Source organism: Shewanella sp. M16 (genome assembly GCF_018224605.1).
In the GTDB taxonomy this organism is placed as follows: domain Bacteria; phylum Pseudomonadota; class Gammaproteobacteria; order Enterobacterales; family Shewanellaceae; genus Shewanella; species Shewanella oncorhynchi.
In genome coordinates this window covers 79712-91594 of record NZ_JAGTUL010000002.1, presented here as the reverse complement: position 1 = coordinate 91594, position 11883 = coordinate 79712, and the positions used below count along the sequence as shown (strand labels likewise).

General features: G+C 47.1%; 11 protein-coding genes. 9 read left to right on the top strand and 2 right to left on the bottom strand.

Going from position 1 to position 11883, the window contains the following annotated elements:
- Positions 1 to 11 precede the first annotated feature (11 nt).
- Complete coding sequence (locus KFE26_RS01755; protein ID WP_131524442.1) at positions 12 to 659, top strand: glutathione S-transferase family protein; 648 nt, start codon at positions 12 to 14, stop codon at positions 657 to 659.
- Positions 660 to 683: 24 nt separating this feature from the next.
- Here the strand turns inward: KFE26_RS01755 and KFE26_RS01750 are convergent, their stop codons facing one another.
- Both KFE26_RS01750 and prlC read right to left on the bottom strand, forming a co-directional pair.
- Positions 684 to 1214: a thioesterase family protein gene (locus KFE26_RS01750; protein WP_212599475.1), complete on the bottom strand. Its 531-nt coding sequence runs from the start codon at positions 1212 to 1214 to the stop codon at positions 684 to 686.
- A 175-nt stretch (positions 1215 to 1389) separates the two neighbouring features.
- The gene (gene prlC / locus KFE26_RS01745; RefSeq protein ID WP_105250706.1) at positions 1390 to 3429 is read right to left on the bottom strand and encodes an oligopeptidase A; all 2040 of its coding nucleotides are present in this window, start codon (positions 3427 to 3429) and stop codon (positions 1390 to 1392) included.
- A 269-nt stretch (positions 3430 to 3698) separates the two neighbouring features.
- Between prlC and KFE26_RS01740 the strand changes: the two genes are divergently transcribed.
- The 8 genes from KFE26_RS01740 (at position 3699) to putP (ending at position 11881) form a co-directional block, all read left to right on the top strand.
- Positions 3699 to 4490, top strand: a complete 792-nt coding sequence (locus KFE26_RS01740) for a hypothetical protein (protein WP_212599474.1) — start codon at positions 3699 to 3701, stop codon at positions 4488 to 4490.
- A gap of 152 nt (positions 4491 to 4642) precedes the next feature.
- A complete protein-coding gene (locus tag KFE26_RS01735; protein WP_212599473.1) occupies positions 4643 to 5209 on the top strand; it encodes a hypothetical protein in 567 nt (188 codons plus the stop codon).
- 146 nt (positions 5210 to 5355) lie between these two features.
- Positions 5356 to 6711, top strand: a complete 1356-nt coding sequence (gene gorA / locus KFE26_RS01730) for a glutathione-disulfide reductase (protein WP_212599472.1) — start codon at positions 5356 to 5358, stop codon at positions 6709 to 6711.
- 181 nt (positions 6712 to 6892) lie between these two features.
- Positions 6893 to 7093, top strand: a complete 201-nt coding sequence (locus tag KFE26_RS01725) for a DUF1656 domain-containing protein (RefSeq protein WP_105250710.1) — start codon at positions 6893 to 6895, stop codon at positions 7091 to 7093.
- A gap of 6 nt (positions 7094 to 7099) precedes the next feature.
- Positions 7100 to 7963 carry an HlyD family secretion protein gene (locus tag KFE26_RS01720; protein WP_212599471.1) on the top strand — a complete coding sequence of 288 codons (864 nt, stop codon included), beginning with the start codon at positions 7100 to 7102 and terminating at the stop codon, positions 7961 to 7963.
- Between the two features lie 5 nt (positions 7964 to 7968).
- Positions 7969 to 10041 (top strand): FUSC family protein, encoded by a 2073-nt coding sequence (locus KFE26_RS01715; RefSeq protein WP_212599470.1) that lies wholly within the window; start codon positions 7969 to 7971, stop codon positions 10039 to 10041.
- Between the two features lie 163 nt (positions 10042 to 10204).
- The gene (locus KFE26_RS01710; RefSeq protein ID WP_168826181.1) at positions 10205 to 10381 is read left to right on the top strand and encodes a hypothetical protein; all 177 of its coding nucleotides are present in this window, start codon (positions 10205 to 10207) and stop codon (positions 10379 to 10381) included.
- Positions 10382 to 10384: 3 nt separating this feature from the next.
- Entirely contained in the window at positions 10385 to 11881 is a 1497-nt protein-coding gene (gene putP, locus KFE26_RS01705; RefSeq protein ID WP_168826179.1) for a sodium/proline symporter PutP, read from the top strand.
- Positions 11882 to 11883 lie beyond the last annotated feature (2 nt).

Genomic DNA, 11883 nt, shown 5'->3' with positions numbered 1-11883 from the left:
AGTGAGTGCCTATGGAGCTTTTTTATCACCCGTTATCACGCTATTCACAGAAAGTGCTCATCGCACTTTATGAAAAGCAGGCCAACTTCTATCCCAGAATCATAGATCTACGCGACCCTTTGTCTCGCAAGGAATTTCACCAACGTTATCCGCAAGCGCGAATCCCCCTGCTTAAAGCCCAAAATGAACAGCTGATACCCGAATCCAGCATTATTATCGAGTACTTAGATAGGCATTTTGAAAACAGTACCCAGCTGCTGCCACAAGAACCACAACGCAACTTACAGGTACGTTTGTTCGATCGCATCATAGACAATGATATTAACAACCCATTATTTCAATTAGAAAAGTTAAAGCATATAGAAGACAGCAATGAATTCGAAATCAAACAATTAGAGAAGCAACTACTGACACAGTTTCAACGCTTAGACGCGCAACTCACACAACATCATTGGGTCTGTGGCGACAGTTTTACCTTAGCCGACTGTGCACTAATCCCTTGTTTAAGCTATAGCTTCCAACATCTAAACCTGTTGGATTTAGATGAAATCGTTCGCTATTGGCAACAGGCACAACTGCGTGGCGCTTGGATGTTAGTACAAGAAGAGGTGTTACTGGCTGAGATGGAGGAAACGGCAGGAATAAGAGGCATACCTTAGCGAGTAAGTCATGCCTCAACACAATCACATATTGCGTTCTTTCTTCAACTGCAAAAACGCTTTCCACTTCACGACTTCGGGCGGCAACTCAGGTGCAGCATCGGTATAACCCGCCTCTTTCACTAACACATCTAGCGGCACTTGCTTACCTTTGCACACAAACACACCGCGCACATGAACGATACAATGTAGGCCACGTTCGCTCACAAAGCGTTGTTCAATATAGAAATATTTTTCATCCCAACCGACGACTTTGGTTTCAATCTCAAAGGTTTTAAGCGGCTTAATATCGCGAATATAAGTAAATTCGGCGGCGTTGACTATCGGCATCCACTTCAACTTTAAGAAACGTTTCAGCAGACCCATCTCAGCCAACATATTAGTCCGCGCCAGATCCATAAACGCGGGATAGCGAGAATTAGTGAGATGGAAATTAATGTCGCAATCGCTCGGTAAAGCACGATAAGTGATACGGCTTGTCCCTAGAAAATCGATCTTACGACAATGACGCGTGCGCCAGAATAACAACCAAAACAAACGAAAATACAGATTCATAACGCGCCGCCCTTGAAATAAGAGCCACAGGCTAACAGAGGTCATACCACAGGGCAAGCGAGATATAGCTCACAAAAAAGACGCCCTAGGGCGTCTTTTTATCGTTCGATTAAGCTAAATACCCTCAGATAATCATCCCATTAAAATGGGCTGATTTATCAAAACTCACAATTGCTTATGCAGCAATGCCTGAATGTCTTAACAGGGCATCGATATTCGGCTCGCGCCCCATAAACTGTTTGAACAAGTCCATAGGTTCGGCTGAACCACCCATTTCGAGGATATTGTGCAAGAAGCGACGACCCGTTTCAGGGTTGAAAATACCTTCCTCTTCGAAACGGGAAAACGCATCCGCCGAGAGCACTTCAGCCCATTTATAGCTGTAATAACCTGCGGCATAACCGCCCGCAAAAATATGGGCAAATCCATGTTGGAAACGGTTAAAATCCGGCGGCGTTAATACGGCCACCTGACGACGCACTTCGTCTAAGGTTTCTTGTATGCGCGCGCCTTTAGCTGGGTCGTATTCGTGGTGCATTCTAAAATCGAACAATGAGAACTCGAGTTGACGCAGCATCATCATGCCAGACTGGAAATTTTTCGCCGCCAGCATTTTATCCAACAAGGCTTTAGGTAATGGCTCGCCCGTTTCGAAGTGGCCAGAAATTTCGGCTAATGCTTCTTCCTGCCAACACCAGTTTTCCATAAATTGACTTGGTAACTCGACCGCATCCCAAGGCACACCATTGATGCCCGACACGCCTGCAACATCGATTTTGGTCAGCATGTGGTGGATACCATGGCCAAATTCGTGGAACAGGGTTGTCACTTCATCATGGGTAAACAGCGCGGGTTTGCCATCGACCGGACCATTAAAGTTACAGGTCAAATAAGCCACTGGCTTTTGTAATCCATTAGCGGTTTGACGGCGCACACGGCAGTCATCCATCCAAGCACCACCACGTTTACCCGTGCGGGCATATAAATCGAGGTAGAAACTACCTCTGTGTTCGTCAGTTTCGTCGAAAATATCGAAGAAACGCACGTCTTTATGCCATCGGTCAAAATCCTTTTGCTCAAGGATTTTAAGGCCGAACAAACGCGATACTGTGTAGAACAACCCCGAGAGCACTTTATCTTCGGGGAAATACGGACGCAGGATTTCCTGTGAAATCTCATACTTATGCTGCTGCAACTTCTCAGCATAGAAACTTAAGTCCCAAGAGGCCATTTCAGTCACGCCATATTCGGCCTCGGCAAACGCTCTCAGCTCAGCCAGTTCTGCCTTAGCTTGATCCTTTGAGCGCAGCGCTAACTCATTTAAAAATGCCATCACCTGCGCCGGTGTTTCAGCCATTTTCGTCGCCAGAGATTTGTCAGCAAAACTATCAAAACCGAGTAACAATGCGAGTTCGTGGCGCAAAGCAAGAATTTCGTCCATCAGCGGGCTGTTATCAAACTCTCCGGCATTGGGACCTTGATCTGAAGCGCGAGTGACAAACGCACGGTAGCATTCTTCCCTAAGACTGCGGTTTTCGCTGTAGGTCATGACGGGTAGATAAGAGGGGAAATCTAAGGTAAATAACCAACCTTCTAGCTCACGCGACTGCGCCATCGCTTTAGCGGCGGCTTTGGCAGACTCGGGCAAACCAGCAAGCTCAGCTTCATCAGTGATCAACTTAGTCCAAGCTTGCGTCGCATCCAGTAATTGATTCGAAAAACCACTGGTGAGTTCAGAAAGACGTTTTACAATCTCGCCATAACGCACTTTTTGCGCGTCATCTAAACCAATACCCGATAGTTCAAAGTCGCGCAGGCTGTGCTCTATAACCATCTGCTGGGCTTGGCTCAATTGTGCAAATTCATTGGATGCTCGCAGCGCTTTATAGGCTTGATACAAACCTTGGTGTTGGCCAACGTAAGTACCGTATTCCGATAAAAGAGGTAAACAAGCATCATGGGCGGCACGCCACTCATCTGTGCTAGTCACTGAATTCATATGAGAAACGGGCGACCAAATTTGGCTTAGCTCATCGTCAACCTGTTCTAATGGCGCGACCAAGTTGTCCCACGTAAAAGGACCTTGGTTCTGCAGCACTTCATCAATCTTAGTGCGGCACTGAGCAATGGCATGCTCAACGGCGACTTGAATATGTTCCGGTTTAATCTGTGAAAAAAGCGGTAATTTTGCGCCGCTAAGCAAAGGGTTGCTCATATTGACTCCTCAACAATCTGTATCTGTTATAAATAAGGGCTAATGGCCTATTTATCAAGGCGAGAAAACCGATTGTCCCCTTCGAACGCCTTACTTAACCCTATTTCCCCTGAAAAAAAGTGAACTAGTTCGCATTTAGGATTTACGTTTTATTTACCTACACATTGTTGCAATCTCGATCGCAAATCGAATCAATTCGCATTAATGTTTGTATGTGGACAAGGTATTATCTGCATAACTAACGTACCTCGACCAAAATCAGCAAAAATATGGCAACACACTCAGTGAAACTTATCGCCAGCGTCCTCTGCACATTAGGGATCAACTGCCTTAGTCACAACGCAGTTGCTAATGAGGGCCTAGAACAAGTCGATAGTATTTCAAACACCATATTACCCCGCCAGATGACAGAACCTTTGGCGGTGATGCTGGATTTAGGTTGGGACAGCAAATATGTCTCACAGGGTCGCAATAACTTGCAAAATGGGGGTATTTATTGGCTCAATGCTGCCGTTCAACACGGCAACTTAACCACTTATGCCTTAGTCGGACGCGGTGATAGCCAAGCCTATACAGAGTGGAATATCGGCCTTGAATATGGGTTCAACTTAGCCGAAAACCTAGAGGCCAATCTGGGATATCAGCGCATTGAAGGCTATAGCAATAGCCGCTGCCAAGATAACGAGCTATTTGCAGAACTCGCCTACAGCGCCACAGCTTGGTTGGTACCATCGGTGAGTTATGTCTATTCCACAGAAGCGGCAGGCTACTTTGTTGAAGTGAGTTTGCACAGTTATTGGAATATCACAGACCAGTTCAGCCTCACGCCCTATATCACTCAAGGGTTTGATTTTAAATACCGCACAGAAGAACACGATGGCAGTAATAACCTGCAGTTTGGCCTCGAAGCGAATTATCAACTGACCCCAAGCATGAGTATTAGCGGACACATTAGCCACAGCATTGCCCAGAGTGATATTGAGCAAGAAGCCTCAGCCAATGGCGATATGAGTTCGCAGGATCAAACCTATGCCGGCATTCACTTTGCGATAACGTTTTAACGTCGTTTTAGCTCTGTGTTTCTAGCGCTGTATTGCAACCTTCCTCTGTCAATTTATCCCGTGACATTTGGCAAAAACAAAGCTCACTAACTAAACTCAAAATGTCGACGGAGCGACTCACTATTCACATTGATTTTGCCGAGGAACAGGGAATGTTAACGCATCATTTCTATCTTATCCGAACCGCTGTCATTACCTTGCCCCTGCTTTTTATCCCAGTGACAAACTCGACAAATGCGCAGCAGGTATCTGAGCCTGAACCGAGTCTAGAGTCCTTAGCGCAACCGGCACAAACCGCGCCTTTGCCCCTAGGCACTTTGCTCGACAATGAAGGTAAGCCGATTAATGTGCCTAACCAAGTGCAAAGTGCGTTCGAGTATTCGCCCCCCACTGTCACCCCCGCAGAGCCATCCAAAACCACTAAATCAACTAAAGCCACTCAATCGAACAAAGCCGCTAAGAGTAAAAAACTCAGTCGCAAACAACAGCTCGCCAGTCGTGAACATGTCGCCAATGATCCTAATTGCCGTTGGCTCGATAAACGTATGGATCAGCTAGAGTCCCTTCTCGGCAACAAGCAAGATAACGCTGCTAAGCATCAAGCCGATGAACTCAGCGCCCGCCAAAAGGAGTGGCAATGTTTGAAATGTGGTGCAGAAGGCCCAGCTCAAAACGATCACTCTAAGTGCCAATATCGCCGCGAAACAGCCACGCGATAACAACTGAATGCAACTTTAGGAGTATTTTTATTAAAAGCAATGCCTTATACGTTAGTGATGCAATAGGCTGGTCTGTTACCGCAAAGCCCCCTACAATGACCTTCTGCTGTAAAGCATCTCATCCTTGAAGTAAGACGGAGAAACTCATGGCTCAACATTTTGACTATATCTGCCTAGGCGCAGGCAGCGGCGGTATCGCCTCAGCAAACCGAGCGGCAATGCGTGGTGCTAAGGTTCTACTCATCGAAGCCAAACACGTGGGTGGCACCTGTGTAAACGTAGGTTGTGTACCCAAAAAAGTCATGTGGTATGGCGCCCATGTAGCCGAAGCGATGAACCTTTACGCCAAAGATTATGGTTTCGACGTCACTGTTAATAAATTCGATTGGAACACTTTGGTCGAAAACCGCGAAGCCTACATTGGTCGCATTCACGATGCCTATGGCCGTGGTTTTGCCAACAATAAAGTGACGCTGTTAAATGGCTACGGCCGTTTTGTGGATGGCAACACCATCGAAGTGGACGGCGAACATTACACCGCCGATCATATTCTTATCGCCACTGGCGGCGCGCCGACGATTCCGAACATTCCTGGCGCGCAATACGGTATCGATTCCGATGGTTTCTTCGCCCTGCGCGAGCAACCTAAGCGCGTTGCCGTTGTTGGCGCGGGTTATATCGCCGTTGAAGTCGCTGGCGTGTTACACGCTCTGGGCAGTGAAACTCACTTATTAGTGCGTAAACATGCGCCGCTACGTAACTTTGACCCTATATTAGTCGATGCTCTCGTCGATGCGATGGCAACCGAAGGCCCGACATTACACACCCATAGCGTGCCAAAAGCCGTGGTTAAAAATGCCGATGACAGCCTGACATTAAACTTAGAAAACGGTGAAAGCATTACAGTCGATTGCCTAATTTGGGCAATTGGCCGCTCACCTGCAACAGGCAATATCGGCCTAGAAAATACCGAAGTGCAATTAGATAGCAAAGGCTATGTCATCACTGATGAGCAGCAAAATACAACTCACAAAGGGATTTACTGTGTCGGCGACATTATGGCGGGCGGCGTAGAGCTCACCCCTGTTGCGGTTAAAGCGGGCCGTTTGTTGTCCGAGCGTTTATTTAACGGTATGACAGATGCCAAAATGGATTACAGCCTGATCCCAACGGTCGTGTTCAGCCATCCACCAATCGGCACTATGGGCTTGACCGAACCAGAAGCGCGCACTCAATACGGCGACGATAACGTCAAAGTGTATACGTCGACGTTTACCTCCATGTACACCGCCGTTACGGCCCATCGCCAAGCCTGTAAGATGAAGTTAGTTTGCGCTGGCAATGACGAAAAAGTCGTCGGTATTCATGGTATTGGTTTTGGTATGGACGAAATCCTTCAAGGTTTCGGCGTCGCCATGAAAATGGGCGCGACTAAGGCCGATTTCGATGCGGTCGTTGCTATCCACCCAACGGGCGCGGAAGAGTTTGTTACTATGAGGTAGAAGCGATTTTCGCTTTGATTTCATCATATTTAGGGCCAGCTTATGCTGGCCCTAATTGATCACAGATAACATAAAACCATTAACTCTCACGCGACTTTCCTATAATCTCGACTGAGTACTTTGCATTTTAAACACCTAGCGCGGTTATCGCTGCGCCACTGTTATCGGGATGAATAGCGTAATGCTTAAAGAACTCGCGTTCGATGGTTTGTTATTTAGTCCATTAATTATCTTTATCCCCTTAGCTTTTCTGCTTTCCTGCATCACTCGCTGGGTACTCTATCAAACTGGGCTCTATCACAAGCTGTGGCGCGCAGCTTGGTTCGAAGTTGGGCTGTTTATCTGCTATCTGGCTTTGGTCATTTACTTGCTTGGGAGTTGATTGTTCATGGGAAAAATCTTTCGTATCAGCCTCACCCTTATTGTGGTCGCGATTGCAGGTATCGCCGGACATTGGATATGGTCGCACTACCTTTATTCTCCTTGGACCCGCGACGGCCGAGTTCGCGCCGAAATCATTACCATAGCGCCAGATGTATCCGGTTGGGTAAACCAACTGAATGTAAAAGACAATCAAGTCGTTAATAAAGGTGATGTATTGTTCACAGTGGACGATACCCGCTACAAGGCCACCATTGCCGAATTGAATGCCAAAGCGGAAAGCCAAAAATTGGCATGGGAACTGGCAAAACACAAATACAAACGCCGTATCGGTTTGACCAACGCCAACTTAGTCAGCAAAGAAACCTTCGACGAAGCCTTTATCAATACCGAACTGGCAAGAACCAGTTACGAGCTCGCACAGGCGCAATTAAATACCGCCAAAATTGACTTAGCGCGAACGCAAATTCACGCTCCTGAAAATGGCACCCTGATCAATTTAAGCCTGCGTAATGGCAACTATGTCAGCAAAGGCAACTCAGTATTTTCGCTGGTCAAACAAGACTCCCTCTATATCACAGGGTATTTTGAAGAAACCAAAATCCCCTTGGTTCACATAGGTCAAAACGCCGATGTCAGCCTGATGAGTGGCGGCCATGTCTTGCACGGTAAAGTGGTCAGCATAGGTAAGGCGATTGCAAATACCAATGTCACCGCTAATGGGCAGTTATTGCCGCAAATCGGCCAAACCTTTAATTGGGTGAGGTTGTCGCAGCGGATTCCGGTCGATATCCAGCTAGATAGCATTCCTAAGGACATAGAGCTGAGCGTCGGCATGACAGTTTCCATCCAGCTACAGACTGACAAATAGTCATTATGACGCTGTTACTTAAGAGTTTATTTTTTCCTGACCGACGAACCCTCATCTTCGCGATTAAAGGCGTGATCTCGATGGCGCTCGCCTTATATGTGGCCATGTTCTTAAATTTAGAACGGCCATATTGGGCGCTGGTGTCAGCGGTATTTTTGCAAATTCGCCCCGAAAGTGGACTCGTGATCGAAAAGGGCTTATGCCAAATTGGCGGCACCTTAGTCGGCGCACTTGCAGGGATTGCCATACTCAACGGGTTTACGCCCTATCCCGAACTCGCCTTAGGATTACTCGCCTGCTGGATAGGGTTAAATTCTGGGTTGTCGGCCATGGTGCGCCAGCAAAACTTTGTCTATGCCTTTGCTATGGCGGGCATGACAGCCTGCTTGATAGTGCTCATTGTGATGGCGAGCCCGAGCACAGCCGATAGTGCAAAAATATTCGATGTGGCGCAGGCGAGGATCAGCGAAATTATCGTCGGCGCAATTTGTGCCGTCTTGGTCAGTTCGCTACTGTGGCCGACTAAGGTAAAACATGGTCTGCAACTGCATGCTAAAAACACAATTAATCAAACACTTAACTATCTTGCATTAGAACTCGATTTACAGGGCGTACATGCGAGCCGCCATGAACATATCGACACTATTATGGAATCAGTATCGGCGCTGAGTGACGACTCCAGCGCGGTGATTTATGAAGGTCCAGAAGGACGCGGACAAAGCCATGCGGCAAACTTTCTCTGCAATAAAACCCTTTCGCTGTTGGCGGCAATCCAAATATTTGGCCGACTACAACGTAATCATTCCCATCTTGTTAGCGAACCGCTCGCGAAAACCTTAGCCAATATGCGCAGCAGTTTTATCCTGATGGCGCAATCCACTGATGACCAAGAATGCTACAAAATGGCGCGTACTTTAAGGTATCAACTCCAACAAAACCTGATGCAATACCGCGACCGAAGCCCATTAGAGACTCGCTTACTCAAAGTTGCGATGGAGTTAAGCGCCGATCTGATCATGGTGCTCAAGAGTTATAACGTACTGACAAGCAATTCTGCGGTACAACTCAATGCGCCGCCAATGGAATTTCACCGAGATCCACTGATAGGGTTTACGACCGGTCTACGCAGCATGGCGGTATTTGTCATTGGTGCTTCGCTGTGGATTGGCACAGGGTCGAGTGCGGTACTCATGATGATCCTGATGCCTGTGGTCTTTTCCATCATGATGGCGCGCCAGCCACTGCCGATACTAACCACGATTTTGCGCCGTATTCTTGTTGGTATCACTATCGCTGTGCCCCTCACAGTGTTTTACGCTTTACCTTTGCTGGCAGAGAGTAGCGGCGATTTCGAAATCCTCATTTTAGTGCTCGCAGGCCCCTTTTTTATTGGGCTACTCGCTTTAGCGAATCGACCGACCTTGCCCTATGGTCTCGGGATTTGCGTGCCATTTGCGGTATTAGTACAGCCCAGTAATACCATTTCATTTGCGATAGAAAACACTGTCAGCAATGCCTTAGCGATTTTTGTTGGCGTCACTGTGCTGTATTGGTTGTTTAAATTGATTACCGAACCTAGCCAGCGGCTGATGCAATATCGTCTGCTGCAATCTATCCAAAAAGATCTGGTGCATATCGCGCAGCATGATGATCCTGAGCCTTGGTTTAACGCCCGCATGGGCGATCGACTGCTGCGGATAGCCAGTTACGAAAAAGGCTCGGGCAAGAGTTCGAGGGTATTTACCGATCTGGTGTTCACTGCACTGAATCTAGGCCATGTGTCGATTCGAATGCGGCGCATGTTGCAGGGGATTTCAGATACGCACTCAGACTTAGGCTTAGAAAATGCACTCAACCTCTGGCAACACAATTTAGGTCAGGCATTTATCGCCTGCGCCCACGGCCAAGTCGCAGAAGAGTTTAACACCAGCAGCGAAGCCTTATTACAAGCGCTGGCGCAATGCCCGTTACCCCACGAACAATTCACTCTGATTACTGGGATGTTTGAACGCATCACCTTAACCTTCGAACGTACCGCCCACAGTATCGCCGAGCAGAAAAACATCTCTGAAAAATAGTCAGTTCTCAAACTATTTTCCGCCGAAAAAGCCACTCTCGTGCTACCGCCAAAACCATTTAAATCCAATAGAAGCTTGATATTTGGCCGATAAAATGCCTTAATATAATTAGATCACTAACTATATTGGTGATATAAATTCAATTATCAACCAAGGAGCAATTATGTCTACGGAGAACCCACCAGAGGAAAATCTTATCTCGCAAGTAGCAAGCTTTACCCGATTACACGCCAAGGAAACCATGCAGTTTATGTGTTTATGCGCAATATTAAGCACCTATCTCTTTGTCATTTTGAAACCGAGTATTATTCAAAATAACAAAGCGTTAGGAGACAAATAACCCATGAATTACCTGGCTTACGTTTCCTTAGCGATTTACTTTATCGCTATGCTTGCTATTGGCTTATTCGCCTATAAAAAATCCACCAGCGATGTATCCGGCTATATTTTGGGCGGCCGCAAGGTAAGCCCACAGGTCACCGCACTCTCAGCGGGTGCATCTGACATGAGTGGCTGGATGCTAATGGGTCTTCCCGGCGCAATGTTTTTGGTTGGTTTCGAAACCATTTACATCGCACTTGGACTATTAATTGGTGCTCTAATTAATTACTTGGTCGTTGCACCCAAATTAAGGGTCTATACCGAAGTCGCGGATAACGCCCTCACTATCCCGGAGTTTTTTGCTAAACGCTTCGGCAATGCCAACAGCAGTATCCGAATTATCTCGGCCGTGATCATTGTGATCTTCTTTACCTTGTATACCTCAGCGGGTTTAGTGGCTGGCGGTAAGTTATTTGAGTCAGCATTCGGCCTGAACTACGACATAGGTTTAGTCGTCACCCTCGGCGTAGTGGTTTCTTATACCTTGTTGGGCGGATTCTTAGCAGTGAGCCTCACTGACTTTGTCCAAGGCTGTATCATGTTTGTCGCTTTAATCTTAGTGCCTGTGGTGGCATATCAAGAGTTTACCAGCGCTGACACTATGCTGAACTTTGCGTATCAATCGATTCCACACTTCACCGATGCCATGCAAAACGTCACTATGTTAGGGCTTATCTCAAGCTTATCTTGGGGACTCGGTTACTTTGGCCAACCGCATATTATTGTGCGCTTTATGGCAATTCGTTCAGTCGCTGACATTAAAACAGCCAGACACATAGGTATGGGCTGGATGACAGTGACCATTGTGGGTGCACTGGCAACAGGTCTTGTCGGTATCGCTTACGCCAATAAATTTGGCATGAAGCTGACCGATCCTGAAACCATCTTTATCGTGTTTTCTGAGTTGTTGTTCCATCCGATCATTAGTGGCTTCTTATTAGCCGCAATTCTAGCCGCGATCATGAGCACCATTTCATCGCAACTATTAGTGTCATCAAGCTCGCTAACGGAAGATATTTATCGCGTGATCTCGAAGAAAGAATCTAGCGAAAAAGACATGGTGAAAATGGGACGTTTTGGCGTAGCTGGCGTGGCAATTGTCGCAAGTCTGCTGGCGCTTGACCGCTCTAGCAGTGTGCTATCACTGGTGAGTAATGCATGGGCAGGATTCGGTGCAGCCTTCGGTCCGTTAGTCTTGTTTAGCTTGTATAAAGCTAACTTAACCCACAAAGCCGCGATTGCCGGCATAGTGTCAGGTGCAGCCACAGTGCTGTTTTGGATTTATGCACCAGTACTTGCTGACGGTAAAGCTTTAACCACAGTGGTGTATGAGATGATCCCCGGCTTTGCCGTGAGCAGTGTGGTGATTTGGATAGTCTCGTTACTCGATACTGATCCCTGTGCCAAAACCACTAAATTATTCCATAAGGCTGGCCGTGTTTTAGCCGAAGACAGATGAGG

Excerpts from the sequence above, each read along its gene's own strand:
- KFE26_RS01755 (WP_131524442.1), top strand. The coding sequence starts at position 12 with ATGGAGCTTTTTTATCACCCGTTATCACGCTATTCACAGAAAGTGCTC.
- KFE26_RS01750 (WP_212599475.1), bottom strand. The coding sequence starts at position 1,214 with ATGAATCTGTATTTTCGTTTGTTTTGGTTGTTATTCTGGCGCACGCGT.
- prlC (WP_105250706.1), bottom strand. The coding sequence starts at position 3,429 with ATGAGCAACCCTTTGCTTAGCGGCGCAAAATTACCGCTTTTTTCACAG.
- KFE26_RS01740 (WP_212599474.1), top strand. The coding sequence starts at position 3,699 with ATGGCAACACACTCAGTGAAACTTATCGCCAGCGTCCTCTGCACATTA.
- KFE26_RS01735 (WP_212599473.1), top strand. The coding sequence starts at position 4,643 with ATGTTAACGCATCATTTCTATCTTATCCGAACCGCTGTCATTACCTTG.
- gorA (WP_212599472.1), top strand. The coding sequence starts at position 5,356 with ATGGCTCAACATTTTGACTATATCTGCCTAGGCGCAGGCAGCGGCGGT.
- KFE26_RS01725 (WP_105250710.1), top strand. The coding sequence starts at position 6,893 with ATGCTTAAAGAACTCGCGTTCGATGGTTTGTTATTTAGTCCATTAATT.
- KFE26_RS01720 (WP_212599471.1), top strand. The coding sequence starts at position 7,100 with ATGGGAAAAATCTTTCGTATCAGCCTCACCCTTATTGTGGTCGCGATT.
- KFE26_RS01715 (WP_212599470.1), top strand. The coding sequence starts at position 7,969 with ATGACGCTGTTACTTAAGAGTTTATTTTTTCCTGACCGACGAACCCTC.
- KFE26_RS01710 (WP_168826181.1), top strand. The coding sequence starts at position 10,205 with ATGTCTACGGAGAACCCACCAGAGGAAAATCTTATCTCGCAAGTAGCA.
- putP (WP_168826179.1), top strand. The coding sequence starts at position 10,385 with ATGAATTACCTGGCTTACGTTTCCTTAGCGATTTACTTTATCGCTATG.